13 protein-coding genes and 1 pseudogene are annotated in these 18,005 nt (G+C 66.5%); 7 read left to right on the top strand and 7 right to left on the bottom strand.

Translation table 11 applies throughout. From position 1 onward, the window contains the following. Positions 1-480: 480 nt before the first annotated feature. Together ACQR0U_RS05530 and trhA are read right to left on the bottom strand one after the other, a co-directional pair. Complete coding sequence (locus tag ACQR0U_RS05530; RefSeq protein WP_315752654.1) at positions 481-1,275, bottom strand: SDR family oxidoreductase; 795 nt, start codon at positions 1,273-1,275, stop codon at positions 481-483. Positions 1,276-1,299: 24 nt separating this feature from the next. Continuing rightward, positions 1,300-1,995: a PAQR family membrane homeostasis protein TrhA gene (trhA, locus tag ACQR0U_RS05525; RefSeq protein ID WP_315826059.1), complete on the bottom strand. Its 696-nt coding sequence runs from the start codon at positions 1,993-1,995 to the stop codon at positions 1,300-1,302. A gap of 191 nt (positions 1,996-2,186) precedes the next feature. Between trhA and ACQR0U_RS05520 the strand changes: the two genes are divergently transcribed. Together ACQR0U_RS05520 and ACQR0U_RS05515 are read left to right on the top strand one after the other, a co-directional pair. Then, on the top strand, positions 2,187-3,650 hold the full coding sequence (locus ACQR0U_RS05520; RefSeq protein ID WP_315826058.1) for a YcjX family protein: 1,464 nt from the start codon (positions 2,187-2,189) through the stop codon (positions 3,648-3,650). Beyond that, entirely contained in the window at positions 3,647-4,672 is a 1,026-nt protein-coding gene (locus ACQR0U_RS05515) for a YcjF family protein (protein ID WP_315752651.1), read from the top strand. Before ACQR0U_RS05520 ends, ACQR0U_RS05515 begins: the two co-directional genes overlap by 4 nt. A gap of 6 nt (positions 4,673-4,678) precedes the next feature. Here the strand turns inward: ACQR0U_RS05515 and ACQR0U_RS05510 are convergent, their stop codons facing one another. After that, positions 4,679-6,184, bottom strand: coding sequence for a glycosyltransferase family 39 protein (locus tag ACQR0U_RS05510; RefSeq protein WP_316201392.1), 1,506 nt, complete (start codon positions 6,182-6,184; stop codon positions 4,679-4,681). Positions 6,185-6,408: 224 nt separating this feature from the next. On the opposite strand from ACQR0U_RS05510, the gene ACQR0U_RS05505 reads away from it, so the two are divergent. The 3 genes from ACQR0U_RS05505 to ACQR0U_RS05495 all read left to right on the top strand — a co-directional run bounded on the left by ACQR0U_RS05505 (position 6,409) and on the right by ACQR0U_RS05495 (position 10,050). Then, positions 6,409-8,136 carry an adenylate/guanylate cyclase domain-containing protein gene (locus tag ACQR0U_RS05505; RefSeq protein WP_434842689.1) on the top strand — a complete coding sequence of 576 codons (1,728 nt, stop codon included), beginning with the start codon at positions 6,409-6,411 and terminating at the stop codon, positions 8,134-8,136. Between the two features lie 252 nt (positions 8,137-8,388). Further along, positions 8,389-8,589: a cold-shock protein gene (locus ACQR0U_RS05500; RefSeq protein ID WP_315713975.1), complete on the top strand. Its 201-nt coding sequence runs from the start codon at positions 8,389-8,391 to the stop codon at positions 8,587-8,589. Positions 8,590-8,841: 252 nt separating this feature from the next. Further along, entirely contained in the window at positions 8,842-10,050 is a 1,209-nt protein-coding gene (locus ACQR0U_RS05495) for a CaiB/BaiF CoA transferase family protein (RefSeq protein ID WP_315713974.1), read from the top strand. A 1-nt stretch (position 10,051) separates the two neighbouring features. On the opposite strand, the gene ACQR0U_RS05490 is transcribed toward ACQR0U_RS05495, so the two are convergent. Both ACQR0U_RS05490 and ACQR0U_RS05485 read right to left on the bottom strand, forming a co-directional pair. Then, positions 10,052-11,626, bottom strand: a complete 1,575-nt coding sequence (locus ACQR0U_RS05490) for a hypothetical protein (protein ID WP_434842688.1) — start codon at positions 11,624-11,626, stop codon at positions 10,052-10,054. A gap of 128 nt (positions 11,627-11,754) precedes the next feature. Next, positions 11,755-11,934 (bottom strand): annotated as a pseudogene (locus ACQR0U_RS05485) (hypothetical protein); the annotation flags it as partial. Between the two features lie 2,767 nt (positions 11,935-14,701). On the opposite strand from ACQR0U_RS05485, the gene ACQR0U_RS05480 reads away from it, so the two are divergent. Continuing rightward, a complete protein-coding gene (locus tag ACQR0U_RS05480) occupies positions 14,702-15,562 on the top strand; it encodes a hypothetical protein (protein WP_315826053.1) in 861 nt (286 codons plus the stop codon). Positions 15,563-15,679: 117 nt separating this feature from the next. On the opposite strand, the gene ACQR0U_RS05475 is transcribed toward ACQR0U_RS05480, so the two are convergent. Continuing rightward, on the bottom strand, positions 15,680-16,324 hold the full coding sequence (locus tag ACQR0U_RS05475; protein WP_434842687.1) for a glutathione S-transferase family protein: 645 nt from the start codon (positions 16,322-16,324) through the stop codon (positions 15,680-15,682). Between the two features lie 86 nt (positions 16,325-16,410). On the opposite strand from ACQR0U_RS05475, the gene ACQR0U_RS05470 reads away from it, so the two are divergent. Next, on the top strand, positions 16,411-17,379 hold the full coding sequence (locus ACQR0U_RS05470; RefSeq protein ID WP_434842686.1) for a helix-turn-helix transcriptional regulator: 969 nt from the start codon (positions 16,411-16,413) through the stop codon (positions 17,377-17,379). A 120-nt stretch (positions 17,380-17,499) separates the two neighbouring features. Here ACQR0U_RS05470 and ACQR0U_RS05465 read toward each other — a convergent pair whose 3' ends face one another. Beyond that, complete coding sequence (locus tag ACQR0U_RS05465) at positions 17,500-17,997, bottom strand: TPM domain-containing protein (RefSeq protein WP_315713968.1); 498 nt, start codon at positions 17,995-17,997, stop codon at positions 17,500-17,502. Positions 17,998-18,005: the final 8 nt, after the last annotated feature.

Genomic DNA, 18,005 nt, shown 5'->3' with positions numbered 1-18,005 from the left:
CGCTGATGCACCGCGCGGACAATGGTGGCCAACAGCCCGGCGCACCAGGGAGACTGCGTATAAGCGTGAAGACCATCGCGCAGGGAATGCCGGTGATCGGCTGCACCTGTGGTACCTGCCGCCTGCATTTTTTGCTGCAGGCGGGCCATGGGTGAGGCCTTCACCCGGCATTCCCTGCGCCCTTCGAATCTTGAAGGGACAAGTCAACTGTACAGCTCGGGCATGATGTGCCGCGAGAAGGCGCAATGATGTCTATCGATGTCGGATCAAGTCCGCTGCCCATGATGTCCGCACGATCTCTCCTTAGCGTCATTCCGGCGAACGCCGGATCCATACGCCGCGGTCGAAAACCTCGGGCGAGATGGTCGACGCGCGTGGCTCGAACTGCACCCTGGGACTATGGGTCTCCGTGGTCGCGGGGACGACCGCGGAGGGCGTTGAGGCCGGGCGCCGTCACGTCGACCGACGATGGTCGCAGACCTACTTCCCGAACTCCTCGCGCATCTTTGCCTGGATCTTCGCCATGCCGCCGAGCCAGCGGTCGTAATTCTCGGTCTTCTTGCGCATGTAGCCGAGGACCTGCGGATGCGGCAGGATCAGGAAGCTCTCCTCGGCAAGGCCTTTCAGCACGTCCTGCGCGACCTGCTCCGGTGTCAGATCGCCGTCGCCGGATTGCGGGCCCTTCGGAATCGATCGCAGCATGTCGGTGTCGACGCCCTGCGGACACAGGATCGAGACCTTGATGTTGTCGGCCTTGTGCGAGATCGCGAGATTCTCCGCAAATCCCACCGCGGCATGCTTGGTGGTGGAGTAAGGCGCGCTGCCGACCTGCGACAGCAGGCCGGCCGCCGAGATCGTGTTGAGGAAATAGCCGCCGCCGCGCGCCTTGTAGCGCGGGATCAGATGCCGCGCCGCGTAGACATGCGCCATCACGTGAATGGCCCAACTGCGCGCCCACGGCTCGTCGGAGGTGCCGCCGACATTGACCGACAGCGGGTCAAAGCCGCCGCCGATGCCGGCATTGGAGCAGAACAGCGCAATGGGCCCGAACTGCCGCTCGGTTTCCTCGATCACGTGCCGGATGTCGGCTTCCTGGGAGACGTCGCATCTGAAGGCGGCGCCGCCGATGCCATCAGCGACGGCCTTGGCGCCGGCTTCGTCGAGATCGGCTACGATCACCTTGGCCGCACCGGCGGCCGCGAAGGCCTCGCACAGCGCCTTGCCGATGCCGCGGGCTCCGCCGGTGACCACAACAATCTTGCCGGTCACCTGCATGCAAAGCCCTCCTCGTGGAATTTTCTAGGTCAAGACCAGGTCGAGCACTGCGGTATAATGAAAGCCGGCGCCCAGCAACACGAAACCATGCCAGATCGCGTTCTGGAAGCGCAAGCGCCGCCACGAGTGGAAGATGACGCCGAGGCTGTAGAGGATGCCGCCTGTGAGCACGCAGGCCAGGACCGAGGGCGGCATCACCGAGATCACCCGGTCGTACATCATGACGCCGCTCCAGCCGAGCGCGAGATACAGCCCGATCGAGAGCGCGTCGAAGCGGCCCGGCCAGCGCAGCTTCAGCACGATGCCGAAGATGGCGACGCCCCAGACCCCGAGCAGCAGCGCGGCCGAGAACACCGTATCCTTCAGGGCGGCGATGAACGGCGTATAGGTGGCTGCGATCAGCACGTAGATGGCGGAGTGGTCGAAGCGGCGCAGCACCCATTTGGTCGGCGACACCGGCCACAGATTATAGGTTGCCGACAGCGTCAGCATCGAGAGCAGTCCCGCGACGTAGATCGACACCACCACGATGTCGACGGCGCTGGCATAGATCGAGGTCAGCACGACGAGCACGGTTGCGGCGACCAGGCCGGCGGCGATGCCGACGACGTGGACGACGCCGTCCGCGATCATCTCGACCTTGTCGTAGTTCCAACGCATCGCGCCGGTGGCGGCATGGACGGAGGTCGAGGCGAACTGCTTCAGTTGAAATACGGTCATGTCAGAACCTGGTGCCGGTTTTCCGGGACAATTGTGCCGGAAGGATTATGGTTTCCAGTGGTCAACGTTCCGTTCAAAGTCTGGTTCTATCCGGAAACGGGCCGGAATTGTGAGCTTGAATCCGGCGTTTTGCATCGCCACCTGTCAAAAATCGCTCACGCCCTTTTCAACTGGCGAATTCCCCTCCTCCCATGGTGACCTTTTCCGAACTCGTCGAGGAAGCGCGGCTGTCGGCCCGTGCCCTGCTCGATTATGGCGAGAGCTTCCTCAACCCGACCGTCCGCCTTGGCGTCACCGGGCTGTCGCGGGCCGGTAAGACCGTGTTCATCACGGCGCTGATCCACGACCTCGTTCGCGGCGGGCGCATGCCGGTGTTCGAGGCCTTGGCATCGGGCCGCATCGCCCGCGCATATCTGACGCCGCAACCCGACGACGGCGTGCCGCGCTTTGCCTATGAGAGCCATATGCGGGCGCTGGTCACCGAGCGACGCTGGCCGAGCTCGACCGTCGACATCAGCGAGCTCAGACTGGTGATCGAATTCCAGCGCGCCAATGGCGCCGAGCGGACGCTCACGCTCGACATCGTCGACTATCCCGGCGAATGGCTGCTCGACCTGCCGCTGCTGAACAAGAGCTATGAGCAGTGGGCGCGGGAAAGCCTCGCGCTGTCGCGCAGCGAGCCGCGCGCGCATGTCGCCAAGGACTGGCACGCGCATCTGGCGACGCTCGCCCCCGAAGGCCGCGAGGACGAGTCGGCGACACTTGAGGCCGCACGGCTGTTCACCGACTACTTGCGTGCCTGCCGCGACGAGCGCTTCGCCATGAGCCTGCTGCCGCCCGGCCGCTTCCTGATGCCGGGGAATCTCGCGGGCTCGCCGGCGCTGACCTTCGCGCCGCTCGATGTCCCGGCCGACGGCCAGGCGCCGGCCGGCTCGCTATGGGCGATGATGGCGCGCCGCTACGAGTCCTACAAGGACATCGTTGTCAGGCCGTTCTTTCGCGACCATTTCGCCCGGCTCGATCGCCAGATCGTGCTGGTCGACGCGCTGGCGGCGTTCAATGCGGGCCCCGAGGCGCTGCACGATCTCGAGGCCGCGCTGACCGGCATTCTCGATTGCTTCCGCGTCGGACGCGGAAACATGCTGACGGCGCTGTTTCGGCCGCGCATCGACCGCATCCTGTTCGCGGCGACCAAGGCCGACCATCTGCATCACACCAGCCACGACCGGCTCGAAGCTGTGCTGCGGCGCGCGGTCAACCGCGCGGTGGCCCGAGCCGAGAGCACGGGCGCCGCAATCGACGTGGTGGCGCTGGCCGCCGTCAGGGCGACGCGCGAGGCGCTGGTCGCCCGCGGCCGCGACAAGCTGCCGTCGCTGCTTGGCACGCCGGCGGCCGGCGAAAGCGCCAATGGCGAGATCTTCGACGGCGACACCGAGGTGGCAACCTTTCCGGGCGAGCTGCCGGCCGATGCGGAGGAGCTGTTCAAGGGCGGCGCCTATCGCGGCCTGTCGAGCGCCGCCGCCGACGGCACCGACTTCCGCTTTCTTCGCTTCCGTCCGCCTTTGCTGGCCCCCGATCCTGGCGGCGAGCCCGCTTTGCCCCATATCCGCATGGACCGCGCCCTTCAGTTCCTGATCGGAGACCGGCTGCAATGAGCGAACGCGCCAAGCATCGTCGTCCCCAGACCTTCCGGCTCGATGATCCCGACGTCGTCGTGGTCGATGCCGAAGAGGCCGCCCGGCCGGGCCGCGGCACCATCCAGGTCACGCCAGAGGCTGATCCGGCGCAATTGCCGGTGCCGGTCGAGACCGTCCTGCCGGCGCGGCGCAGCTTCGGCTGGGGCGCACTTTTCTGGGGCTCGGTCGCAGGCCTCGTCCTGCTCGGCCTCGGCCTCGGCGTCGTCAGACTGATCGAGGATCTGTTCGCACGCAGCGAGGCCCTCGGCTATGTCGGCGCGGGGTTCGCGGCCGCAGCCGCGATCGCATTGGCGGCCGTCATTGCCCGAGAGACTTACGGGCTGGTGCGTCTCGCCACCATCGAGAAGCTGCACCAGCGCGCGGCCGCGGTGCTGCTGTCCGACGATCGCGCCGAGAGCCGCGAAGTGGTCGCCGAGCTGTTGCGGATCGCACATGCCAATCCCCGCCTGGCGCGTCCGCGTGCCGCGCTCGCCGGCCACGCCGACGACATCATCGACGGCGGCGACATGATCAAGCTTGCCGAGCGCGAGCTGATGGCGCCGCTCGACAGCGAGGCGCGGCGTCTGGTGTCGGTTGCGGCGCAACGGGTTTCCGTGGTCACGGCCGTGAGCCCGCGCGCGCTGATCGACGTGCTGTTCGTCTTCGTGGCAAGCTTGCGGATGATCCGGCAGCTCGCGCGGCTCTATGGCGGCCGTCCCGGCGCGCTTGGCATGATCAGCCTGTTGCGCCACGTCGTCGCGCATCTCGCCATCACCGGCGGCATGGCCGCGAGCGACAGCCTGATCCAGCAGGTGCTGGGCCATGGCATCGCGGCAAAACTGTCGCAGCGGCTCGGCGAAGGCGTGCTCAACGGACTGCTCACGGCGCGGCTCGGCCTCGCGGCCATCGACGTGACGCGGCCGATGCCGTTCGCCGCGCTGCCGCGGCCGGCGCTGGCGGATCTCGCCAAGGATCTGCTGCGCAAGCAGGACGACCAGTAATGAGGCTCAGGCCCGCGGCGTGGAATCGAGGGCGCCGGCGAGCCAGCGCCATTGGTACAATGGCGAGTCCGGTGGCGGCGCCAGTTCGGGAGTCCAGCCCGTCAGCCTGCCGAACGCGTAACTGTCCATGACGCGGCCGCGCCAGCTCCGCTCGACGTGTCCGAGCGGCTCGCGGTGCGCGGTCGTGTCCGCCAGCAGCGGGCCGGTATTGTCCGGCTCGCGCACGACATAGAGGCCGGCATGTCCTGCGATCAGGTCCATGCCAGGATCACGGAAGCCGATGAAGCGGGCCCGCTCGTTGATCTGGAGCACCGGCACGCGGCCGCGAAAGAACCACCGCATCATCGCATAGGTGCGATAGTCGGAGGTCGCGATCCAGGTCGCGCCGGTCTTTTGCAGCTCCTGCTCGACCCGCGCCGCCACCTGCTGATAGCCCGCCTCGGCGCCGATCGGATCGGCCCGCCCGAGAAAATTCCACGGCGCAACGACGTAGTAGAGAAAGATCAGGACCACCATGGCAATGCCGCTGACGACGGCGATCCGCGCCCAGCGCACGGTCGATCGGACGAACCAGGCGGACGCGCCGTCCTGCGGCAGCTTGACGATGTTGATCGCGACCGCCGCAAACCCGATCGGCCACATGAACATCGGCCAGGTGTCGCCGATCCGCAAGGTGAACGATTTCCAGAGGAAGTAGAGAAACGGCACCAGCACCGCCGTCGACAGCAGGATGGCGACCGGCTCACGCGTGCGGTAGCCGCGCCAGGCCGTGAAACTCAGCGCCGACAATGTGACCGGCAGCACGACGAAGCCGACCTGTCCGAACTGCAATCCGAGATAATCGCCAAGCGTCCGCAACGAAAACTCATGCGGCGCGGTGGCGCGAACGAACTGGAAGCGGAACGAGGCCCAGTCGTGCTGTACGTTCCAGATCAGCACCGGCGAGAACACCGCCAGCGCAATCAGTGCTCCGCACCATGGATAGGGACTGAGAAGCCAGCGGCTGCGCCAGGCCGGAACGAGCAGGAACGCCGCCACGCCCGGCAGCAGCATGACCACCGTGAATTTGGACAACAGCGCCAGTCCGCCGAACAGTCCGGCGGCGAGCCACCAGCGTTCATCGCCGCTCTCAGCGAGACGCACCAGCGCCCAGATCACCGCGAGTGCAAACGGGATCGCCGCGACGTCCGGCGCCACCTTGGCCATCAGCAGGCCATAGTAGAGCGCGGCCTCGGGCAGCAGCACCGCGAGGATCACGGCCCGCATATCGTGAGTGGTACGGCGAACGATGTCGGCGAGCAGGAGCTGCGTCACCCCCATCGCGAGGATGCCGGCAAAGCGAACGCCGAGATTGGTATCGCCGAACAGGGCAGTGCCCAGCCGGATGAACCAGGCGATCATGGGCGGATGATCGAGGAAGCAGAGCTGCAGCTCCTTCGACCAGGTCCAGTAATAGGCCTCGTCGGTGCGCAGATCGAGCGTCCCGGCATAGACGATGCGGATGATCGTCATGCTTGCGATCACGGCCGCAGCCATCAGCCACGCAGCGCGCGTGGATCGAGACTTTGGGCTGTCGATGCCTGGGGAAATGGCCGTCACGCGGTGCTTTTCCCCGACTCCACCGGGCGAGTCAACGTTCCCGCGCAGCTCGCGCCGCCGGATGACCGCCGCCACCAGCCCTCTAGGACAACAGGGAATAAATCTCTAGCATTGCGGCTCCAGATCATACGGGCCACATGACCATTTCGATTTACCATCGTTTGCGGTCGACCTGTCGCGGCATCGGTGTGCGGCAGGTGCGGCTGATCTGCGGCTTCATACTCTTCAGCTACCTGCTCAGTCATTTTCTCAACCATGCGCTCGGCAACATCTCGCTGCAGGCGCTCGCCGAGGGCGTGTCCTATCATGTGGCGTTCTGGCAGTTTCTTCCGATCGCCGTGCTGTTCTATGCGGCCGCTCTTACCCATGGCGGGCTCGGCGTGTGGGCGCTTTATCAGCGCCGGCAATTCAGCCGCCACACGATGGAGCCGCTGCAACTGCTGCTCGGCCTAAGCATTCCGGCGCTGATCTTCAGCCACATCGCCGGCGTCCGCTTCGGACAGACCCTGTACGGACAGGAGAAGCTGTACCCGCAGGTCCTGTACTCGTATTGGACCGGCCCGTCCTGGCGGATCTGGTTGATGTCGGCAGCCCTGCTGACGTCATGGACGCATGGCTGCATCGGGCTGCACTTCTGGCTGCGGCTCAAGCCGTTCTACAAGCGCGCGGCGCCGTGGCTGCTCGCCTGCGCCGTGCTGCTCCCGGCGCTAGCGCTGCTCGGCTTCTATCGTGGGGGCCGAGACGTCATCGCCGCCAACGCAACACCGCAGTGGCGCGCCGAAAATCTTTCGTTGAGGCAGACCGGCACGCCATCTGAACAGGCGGTGCTGGAGACCATCATGAACGGCTTCCTGATCGGCTATGGCGGCCTGATCGGCTTGGCGCTCGCCGCGCGCGGCGTGCGAGCAGTCCATGAGCGACGTGGCGGCATGGTCACGCTGTCCTACAACAATGGCCGCTCCATCCGGGTGCCAAAGGGTTTGTCCGTGCTTGAGGCCAGTCTGCGCAACAACGTACCGCATGCCAGCATGTGTGGCGGCCGCGCGCGCTGCTCGACCTGCCGCATCAGGGTGATCGGAGATCCCGGCGCGCTGCCGCCGCCCTCGCCTCGCGAGGCCTTCGTGCTCGCGCAGATCGGCGCGGCGGACCCGTCGGTCAGGCTGGCCTGCCAGTTGCGCCCCACCGGCGATCTTTCATTCTTCCAACTGTTCATGCCGAACCCGACACCCGGCGAGCGCGGCAGCTCGCGCGCCGGAATCGGGCAGGAGCGCTACCTCGTCAGCCTGTTCGTCGACATGCGTGGATCGACCGGCCTCGCTGAGAAACGGCTGCCGTTCGACGTGGTGTTCATCGTCAACCGCTTCCTCAGCGCCGTCTCCCAGGCCGTGCTGGCGAATGGCGGGCAGCCCAATCAGTTCGTCGGTGACGGTATGCTCGCGCTGTTCGGACTAGCCACCGATTCACATGTCGCCTGCGGCCAGGCGATCCAGGCGGCGCGTGACATCGCGGCCAACATCGCCGAGCTGAACGCGTTCCTCAGCCATGATCTGCATGACCCGATCCGCTTCGGCATCGGCATTCACGGCGGCGAGGTGATCGTGGGCGAGATCGGCTATCGGGACCACATGGTGTTCACCGCGCTGGGCGACGCCGTCAACGTCGCGTCACGACTGCAGGACATGACGAAGACCCTCGGCTGCCAGGTCATCATCTCGGACGAGGTCTACGCGCGGGCGCGACTCGGCTCCGACGTGCTGCCGCAGCGCGAGGTCGAGATTCGCGGCCGCGCCGAGCCGATGCGCGTCAGGACGGCCATGGACGCCGCTGAACTCGCGATGCTCTCGGACGAGGGGACGGCTGCGTGACAAGTTGCGTTGAACCTGTTTGCAGCCTGCGCTGTCATACCGAGAACGGTTGCAGCGGGTCCGCGGTGACTGGCGGAACGGTGGCACTGCGGTCAAAAGCCGCAAAGTCGCCACGATATCGATCATTTCGGGCCAGAACCGCCCGCTGTTTGCGCTATCACGCCTGTCACAACCGCAGTAGTCTCGAATTCCGGGCCTGACGGTTTGCGGGGACCGCGGCTCGTACTCGGATTGGTCCCGCGGAGGCGACGTATGGCTAAAGGTACGGTCAAGTGGTTCAACCCGACCAAGGGCTATGGCTTCATCCAGCCCGCGGCCGGGGGCAAGGACATTTTCGTTCACATCTCCGCAGTGCAGAAGGCCGGGCTGGCGACCCTCAACGAGGGCCAGACCATCGAGTACGACGAGATTGCCAACCGCGGCAGGAGTTCGGCCGAGAACCTGAAAGTGTAGCGGATCAATTGGCGCGCCATTCCGCCTCGCGGCTATTCGGCGCGATCGTTTCCCTCACCAAGCCAGCATGATTGTCGACACGTCGAAATAGACAGGAGCGGTGCCCGCTCCTGATCACATCTTTGCGTTTGTTTGTAGTTTCAGCTCCCTCCCCGCCATTGCCTCGCCCGCCCGACCCGGGTCAAATGCGCCTCGAACCGCGCCGGCAACGTAATTCCAGCGCGCGGAAACAAGCGACGGGAGCGACGCAACATGGACGACAAGGGCATTTTCCATGGCCTGAAGGTGCTGGACTGCGCGAGCTTCATCGCGGCCCCCGCAGCCGCCACCGTTCTTTCCGACTTCGGCGCTGACGTCATCAAGATCGAGCCGCCCGGCGCCGGCGATCCCTACCGCAACCTGCCGAACCTGCCGGGCTATCCGCGCAGCGAGCATAACTACGCGTGGTATCTCGAAGCCCGCAACAAGCGCAGCCTCGCACTCGACCTGTCGAAGCCGGAAGCGCAGACCGTGCTGCAACGGCTGGTAAGTGAAGCCGATGTCTTCATCACCAATTTCCCGCCGTCGGTCCGCGCCAAGCTCGGCCTCACCCACGAAAAGCTGGCGCCGCTCAATCCGCGGCTGATCTATGCGTCGTTTACCGGGTATGGCGAGAAAGGCGAGGAAGCCGACAAACCCGGCTTCGACAGCAATGCCTATTGGGCGCGCTCTGGACTGATGGACCTGGTCCGTGCCGACGAGAGCACGACACCCGCCCGCTCCGTGGCCGGCATGGGCGACCACCCCTGCGCAATGGCGTTCTATGGCGCGATCGTCACGGCGCTTTACCAGCGCGAGAAGACCGGCAAGGGCTGCCATGTGGCCTCCAACCTGATGGCCAACGGGGTCTGGGCCGCCTCCGTGCTTGCTCAGGCCAAGCTTTGCGGCGCGACCTTCGTCGAGCGGCGGCCGCGCGAACGCGCGCTGAACGCAGTCGCCAATCACTACAAATGCCAGGACGGCCGCTGGATCATGCTCTCGCTCCTCAATGAGGAGAAGCAGTGGCCGATCCTCGCCCGCTGCCTTGGCCGAGAGGAGCTGATCGACGATCCGCGCTTCGTCACCAAGGCCGATCGCCACGCCCGCTCGGTCGAACTGATCCACGAGTTCGACGCGGTGTTCGCGACCAGGCCGCTGGCCGAATGGCGCCGGATCCTCGACGGCAGCGGGCTCGTGTTCGGGGTGGTCGGGATTCTCGACGACATTCCAAACGACAGGCAGATGATCGAGAACGAGGTGCTGGTGCCGTTCGAGAACGACACCATGCTGACGGTCAACAGCCCGATCTTCATCGACGGCCAGCGCAAGGTCACCCCGCGCAAGCCGCCCGGCATAGGCCAGCACAGCGACGAGATCCTGCGCAGCGCCGGCTTCGACGACGAGGCCATCCGCGACCTGCGCGCGCGCGGTGCGGTGGCCTGAGCTAGCGCGTCGCGATGAAGCACATGCCGAACCGCGTCGCCGGGCCGGTCTGACAGGACAGGTTCGCGGCGCAGGTCCAGGTCGAGAAGCTCTTGTCGTTGTCCGCGGCCGCGGCGTGGCTCGCGTAGCAATGCCCGCCCCAGCCGTCATTGTAGACCGTGCCGGCGAGCTCATCGCTGCCGCGCAATTGCGGGCGGCTGGCGAAGCCGCGCGAGAAATCCGGAGTCCGCCCCTCGGCAAAGGCGGTGAGGATGTCGCGCCGGCGGACCTGGTCGCCGAAGAAGTGCGGCGAGCCCGGCACCACGACGGTGTTGGACGGCTTCTCCGCCATCCAGTCGACGCCGGGAAAGTGAAAGCCGCCGATGCCGCGGGTCTGATGGCAGCCGCCGCAGCTCGAATCGTTGAGGCGTCGCTCGAAGCCCGCGACCGACCGGATGTTCTGCAGCACGATGCCCTGCGCGGCCGCCTTCTCCAGCGCACCGACCACGTCGGCCTCGGTGAACACCGCGCCCTGCCCGGCCGCGCTCCCCTGCACCAGCCCGTAGGCCGGCAGCAGATCGGAATTGACGAATCCGACCGGGGTCGGCGCCACCGCAACCTTGGCCAGGAACTGCTCGGGGATCACCGCGGTGCCGCGGTCGAGCTCACCGAGATGGACGGGGTCGAGCAGCCAGGCCTTGAACTCGCGCGCCAGCGCGGCATCCGCCAGCAGCCGGTCGCGATCGACCTGATCCTCCAGCACCGCCTCCTCGAACGTCCCGCTCGCGGCCTGATAGTCGAACACCTTCATCATGTAGTCGGTGCGGAAATCGCGGATCGCCGATTTCGGCGCATGCGCGATCTGCAGGTTGGTCTCGATGCGATGGATGTTCTCCGACCTGATCAGCGCCAGCGGGCCGTCCGGCGCCGTCAGCTTCGCGGCAAGCTCAGGCCCGGTCAGTTGCAGATCGGACGTCGCCAGCCACCGCTTGGCGATCTCGGCACAACTCGGCGAATTGCTCTTGGCCTCCGCATCGCTGCGCGCCTTGAGCACGATGTTGAGCGTCATCGGCAGCCGCGGCGAGGCGACCTCGCCATCTTTGGCCTCGGGCGGCGTGGTCCGCGTCAGGCGGTACAGCAGCCGCACCTCGCCGCAATGATCGGGATCGACGAAGGCGCGATCCATGCGATTGACGACGCCGGCCAGCACGAAGCGGGCATCGGGCGAATCGAGCACGGTGCGGTCGAACAGCTGGAACGCGTAGGACGTACCGACGCCGATGCTCTCGTTCGGCAACGTCGTCTTGTGCTTGTCGACGTAGCGGTCGAACTCCGTGTCGAGCGCCTTGCGTACGGGCATCATCGACGGCAGCGCAAACAACGCCGCGTCGGTCAGCGGCGCATCACTGGCGTGCGCAAGCATCTTCCCGAGGCCGAACGCGCCGTTGTCGAGCTCACGCAGCGCGAACGGCTCGAGGATGGCGGCGCCGCGCTCGACCGGCGGGCTCTCGTCCGCATGAGCGAGCGGGCCGCAGCACAGCATGACAAGGCCGAATACCGACAGTCGCAAGACGCGCCTCCTCACTTCCACGAACATGCAATTGAGGGCCTGCTAGTCCTCGAAGATAGCCGAAAGGCGGGCGGCTTCGGACAATTGTGCGACGAGGCGCCTCACGTCGCGGTGAGGCGCCTCGTCCAGATTCGTCTCCAAAAACAGATGGTCCGTCAGCGTGCGACGACAAGCCCCTTGGTGGTGACGACCACCCAGCGACCGTCCTGCTTGCGAATCGCGTCGACCTTGCCGAGGCCCGGCACGGGATCGCCGGCATAGACCTCGTAGAGGCCACCGCGGCCCTCGATCAGCGCGCCGCCACGACCGACGTCGCGCAGCACCCAGCCCTCGACGACCTTGGGCTTGGTGGCCTCCGTGCGGTTCGGCTCGGGGCGAGCGGTCTCCGCCCTGGCCGGCTCGGCCCGGCTCGCCTCGGTACGGACTGCCTCCGTCCTGGCTGCCTCAGTGGTCCTGGCCGCGTCGGCCCGGCTCGCCACGCCCGCGGGCGGCGCCGCCGCATTGATCGCACCCACCGCCTGCGGCGCGGACGCGGCGCTGTCACGCGCGGGGGCCTGCGCGGTCGCGGACGCCTGCGCGGCGCGCAGCCGGTCCACGGCCTCGCTCAGACGCTGCAACTCGCTCGGCTTGGCCGACGATTTCGTCGACAGGTCACCCAGGATCTTCTCGAGCCGGTCGAGACGCTCCGCGGACTTGTTGAGCTCGACGAGGCTCGTCTGATTGGTCTGGTCGAGGCTCGCCTTCAGCGCGGCGACATCATTGTCGATTCGCGCCACGGTCGCGCCAAGCGTGGAATCCGCAGCCTCGCCGGCCGTCGCATCGGCCGCGTCGCCGCCGCCGGAGCGCGTGACGAATTTGGCCGTGACCAGACCACCGGCAACGCCGCCGACGACCATCGACAGCAGCAGGATCGCAGCCATGGCCGGTAGGCCGAGCCTGCCGTTCACGGCATGCGGCGGCGGGGTCTGGCCCGGCTGCGGAGGTGGCAGCGTCGCTCCCGCAGCGGCCGTGCTGGCCGCCGTTGTGGCAGCGGCCGCCGGCTTGGACGCCGCATTGAACTTGAAGGGCTCGGTCTTGAACTTCGCTTTGGCCCAGGCCGCGGCCTTATCGACCGCGGCAAAAGCACCCGCCCTGGTCGCCGGTCCGGCATCCGCCTGGACTGGCGTGACCGGGCGCGTCGCGGACGCCCCGGGTTTGGCCGCGGATGCCTGCTTGGCAACGGGCTCCGACTTGGCATCCGGTTTGGCATCCGACTTGGCAACAGTCTCCGGCTTGGCAGCCGGCTCAGGCCGAACGACGGCTTCTGTCTTGGTGGCAGCCACCGACTTGATCGGCGCGTCCGGCTTGATGGCCGTCTCCGGCTTCGGCGCGGCCGCTGCCATCGGGCCGACTTTCGGCGCATTGGCCGCGAGCATCGACAGCTTTGGTGTCTCGACCTTGAGGAGCTCACCGGCCGCAGCCGTCTTGATCGGGTCCGACTTGACCGGCTCCGTCCTGATCAGATCCAGGATCGTCGAGGGAGGTTTCGCAGCACTCGAGGCCACTGCAGCTTCGACTTTGCCCGGCGCCGCAACGTTGCCCCCCACCGCCTGGGGCTTGGTCAGCTCCGGCTTGACCTTGTCGGATTTGCCCTTGTCGGACTTGACCAGGTCGAGCCGCGCGGGCTCGGGTTTGGCTCGCTCCGGCTTCACCGCTTCGATCTTGGAGGGCTCGATTTTTTTCTGCTCGGCCGTGAGGGTTTCGACCTTGACCTGCTCGGGCTTGACCGGCTCGACCTTGGTCGTCCCGATCTCGGTGTCGGCCATCACCTCGGTCTTGATCTCGGACTGGCTGGCCTCCGGCTGTGGCCCGGGCGCGGTCACCGCTTCCACGATCTTCGCCTTCGGGTCGATGCCCGGACGGTCAGCCGCCGGCGCTTCGTGATCCGGCGCGATCATGGGCGGGGCGACGGTCGCGATCGCAGGCACGGCCAGGTCGACTGCATCGGGGACTGCGGATGTCTTCGGCATCGGGTCGACACTCGCACTGGCCGCGCCAGTCGTACCGGCCACGCCAAGGCTGGCCCGCTCGGGCTTTTGGTCGCTCACGTTCAGAGTCTCCGCATGACGTTGAGCACTTGGTAACCTTAGTTAGCGTTCGATTGATTGCCAAAATCTTACTTTTGCAGGGCTTACCTGAGTTTTAGGGATTCATACCGGGCGGATTTGCGCCGACAAAGTGGAGCAGATGTGGCGAGCGGTGCCCGAATATTCAGCTCTGGGGGCCCCATCCGGCGGCAGCAGGCACGATCGGCACGCGGCACAGCGTGGTCGACGCAGAGTCAAACGCGGAGTCAAACAGAGCCGCTCTCGCGGCGCGATTGCACCCGAGCTTTGACCATCATTCCCTCCGGATCGGTCGGAGGGTGCAGGGAAGGCCGGGTGCCGACTGGCACCCGTGGCCCCCGTGCGGAAAGATTGCACGGGGCAGGAACCACAGGTTCAGCCGGAACGACCCGGCCCTCCCTGCGCGATGGCGTTACGGCTGCTTCGTAGTCTCCCCGGTGCGCCGGGCTTTCTGGTCACCGTCATCCGCACGAGGCGAAGCCTGCATGCGAACTTGGCATCGGCGTCGGGATGCCAGGACCCTACGACTTGACCGTCCGTACCTCGCTTGCTCGCCGGCCCGCTCGCGCAGAGCCCCAAGCCTGATACGGCCACCGCTCCCCGCTGCTACGCCTCGTGACGATCGGCCGAGCCGTCCCTCCTCATCGCGAACGGGATGGCCGGGATCATCGTCGTGATTTGCCCGACGCTGCAAGGCGGCGCACATGCGACAAACTGGCTCGACGGGCAGTTGGCGCATGGACGGATTGCCGGAATTGCCCGTCGGGTGGGTGGGCGATGGGCGACTGCAGGCTCGCGAATGTTGTAGTCCTGCAATGCAATCGACAGATGGAAGGCGTGCACCGTCAGCGAAATCACCTCCGGCCGAAGCGGCAACCACCGATTGCATAATGTCCCGTACAGCCCGCCGTTTTCGATGAACGCTCTGGTTGCTTTCGTAGACTAATACTCTGCGTTCGGGCTATTTTTCATTTCCAGCATTTCAAGGGGAGCGCTCATGCGAAAGCTCATTTCTTCGATCGGATTTTTGTGCGCCGCGTTTTTGATCCTTGCCTCGCCAGAGGCTCACGCGCAGGCGACGCGGACCTGGGTGTCCGGCGTCGGCGACGACGTCAACCCGTGCAGCCGCACGGCGCCCTGCAAGACCTTCGCCGGAGCGATCTCGAAGACCGCCGCGGGCGGTGAGATCGACGTGCTCGATCCCGGCGGCTACGGCGCCGTCACGATCACCAAATCGATCACGATCGACGGCGGGGGGACGATGGCCTCGATCCTGGCATCGGCGACCAACGGCATCAACGTGAATGCCGGCGCCAACGACGTCATCATCCTGCGCAATTTGAGCATCAACGGCGCCGGCACGACCCTCGGCCTCAATGGCGTCAATTTCCTGGCCGGCCGAAAGCTCGTCGTCGAGAACTGTACCTTCGAGAACTTCTCGCAAAGCGCGATCTCGGTCGCGCCGACCGGTGCGGCCCAGGTGGTGATCGCGGACTCCTCGCTCAAGGCGTCCGCGTTCGGCGTCACGGTCTCGACCGCGAATTCGAGCAGCGCGATCAGCGTGCTCGTCTCTAACACCAAGGCCATCGAAAATGGCAATGCCGGGATATCCGCCACGGTCCCGGCCGGAAAGCCGGGGATGGGCGTGTTTCTCGACCGGCTGACCTCCGAGTTCAACAACACCGGCGTTCTGGCGAGCGGCAGCGGCGCCATCGTGACGTTGGGAAATTCCGTCATCCAGGGCAATTCCAACGGCGTCGTCCAGACCGGCGGCGGCTCCGTCTCGTCCTTCAAGAACAACGCAATCAGCAACAACGGCGTCGACGGCACGCCGCTCACGGGGATCAGCCTGAACTAGCGACGCCGCCGCGGGAAGCCCGGCATTTGGCGAGCTGCGCCTGCCGGACAACGTGCAATCACATCAGTGAGGTCCCGTTGCCGGCGGGACCTCGCTCGATTGCGTCGATGCTGGCGCTCAAACGCCGGGGGCGGCCGCGTGCTGGGCCGCCATCTCGGCATCCGCGGCGGTGACGCGCTGGAACGCCGGACGCTGGGTGATGCGCTCGGCGTAACGCGCGAACACGTCCTTGCGCGGCACGACGCCGAACATCATGGTCCAGTTGAAGGCGACGCCCCACAACACGTCGGCGGCGGTCATGCGCTCGCCGAGGAGATACGGCCCCTTGGCGAGCTGCTGCTCCAGCGCGCCCAGCATCGTATCGTAGTCGGCATAGGGTGACTGCGTGATCGGAGCCGGTTCGCGCTTCATGAAATGGTCGATCACGGCGGGCTCGAACGACGCACCGTAATAGGCGATCCAGCGCAGATAGGGCCCGCGCAGGGCATCGTCGAGCGCCGGCGTCAGCCCCGCTTGCGGAAACAGATCGGCGAGATAGATGAAGATCGCGACCTGCTCGGTCACGATCTGGCCGCGATGCCCGATCGTCGGCACCTTGCCGAGCGGATTGACGGCCAGGAACTCCGGCTTGCGCTGCTCGCCCGCTTTCATGTTGAGGACATGCAGATCGTAGGGCGCGCCCAGCTCCTCGAGCAGGACGCGGGTGCCGGCGGCGCGGGTCTGCGGCGAGTAATACAGCGTGATCTTGTCGTCGGCGGTCATGATGGTGTCCTCCCATTGCCGGCTGCGGTGCTGGCTTGTCGCACACCATACCTGACAAGGTGTGTCAGGTATGTTTAAAGAAGGGCATGCGCGCGAGCCGGCTGCTCTCCATCCTCACCACCTTGCAGGCCAAGGGACAGGTCACGGCGCCCGAACTCGCAGGCGCCTGCGAGGTCTCGGTGCGCACGATCTATCGCGACATCGACGCGCTCGCCGCGGCGGGCATCCCGGTCTATGCCGAGCGCGGCGCCGAAGGCGGGTTCCGTCTGCTCGACGGCTATCGCGTGCGGCTGAACGGACTGTCCCCAGCCGAGACCGACGCACTGTTCATGGCGGGCCTGCCGGGCCCCGCCGCCGCGCTCGGGCTCGATGGCGCGATGAGCGCGGCGCAGACCAAGCTGGTGGCGGCACTGCCGCAAAGCCTGCGCGCCAATGCCGGCCGCATGCAGGCGCGCTTCCATCTCGACGCGCCTGGCTGGTTCGGCGAGTCCGAGGAGCCGACGCATCTGCGCGCCATTGCCGACGCCCTGCTCCGCGACGTCATGGTCGACGTCCGCTATCAGACCTGGCGTGCCGAGAAGCGCCGCCGCGTCGCGCCGCTCGGCCTCGTGCTGAAGGGCGGCAATTGGTATCTCGCCGGGCAGGTCGAGCGCAGCGTGCGCACCTATCGCGTCGCGCGCATTCTCGACTGTGCCGTGACCGACGAGTGCTTCGCGCGACCTGCAGACTTTGACCTCGCCGCCTATTGGCGCGCCGCGACGGAGCGGCTGGAGGCGGAGCTGCATCCGAAGCAGGCGACGGTGCGCCTGTCAGCGCTCGGTGTGAAGCTGCTGGAGGTGTGGAGCCAGCCTTACGTGCGCGCCCGCACGCGCCTCGCCGACGACGCCGATGCCGATGGCTGGCGCATCGTGACGATCCCGATCGGAACGACGCTGTGGCATGCCGCCGGCGAGCTGCTGCGCTTCGGGCCCGAGGCCGAGGTGCTCGACCCGCCCGAGCTGCGTGCGAAAATGGCCGAGCTGGCGCGGGCGATGGCGGAACGCTACGGCGCATGAGCTGCGACGGCGTGAGTTGCGGACGTATTTTCCATCCGCATCATTGGCGAGAGGGGTGCGCGCTCACGTCCAGCCGGGATGAGCGCGACCGGCAAGTGAGCGCGACCCGTATGATCGGAGCTAAAGCACCACTGGTGTGTCGGGCAGCTCGTTGGGATCGCCGGCATGCGGCGGGTAGTGCCTGGCGAGCTCGCGTGACACCGCGGCAATGCCATCGACCACGCCCCGCTCAAAGCGGCCTGCGCGAAACTCCGCTTCCATCGCGCGGCAGATCGTCTCCCAGCCTTCGGCGCCGACATGTCGATGAATGCCGCGATCGGCGATGATCTCGACGTCGCGATCGGCCAAGAGCAGGTAGATCAGGACGCCATTGTTGTGCGCGGTGTCCCAGATCCGCAGGTTGGAAAAGATGTCCAGCGCGCGCTCGCGCGGCGGCTGGTCGCGCCACAACGGCCGGCCGTCGAGCGCGCCCTCGACGACGAAGCGAAGCTGGCCGGCATGGGTGCGCTCGCCGTCCTTGATCGCCTGCTCGATGCGTGCCAGCACAGCCGGCGTGAAGATGCGCTTCAGCTGCCAGTGATGATGCAGGAGATGCCGGCCGATCCGCCTGATGCTCATGGTCGCGC

It is taken from the genome of Bradyrhizobium sp. HKCCYLRH3097, from assembly GCF_051167875.1.
In the GTDB taxonomy this organism is placed as follows: domain Bacteria; phylum Pseudomonadota; class Alphaproteobacteria; order Rhizobiales; family Xanthobacteraceae; genus Bradyrhizobium.
This window is presented reverse-complemented; position numbering and strand designations above follow the sequence as displayed.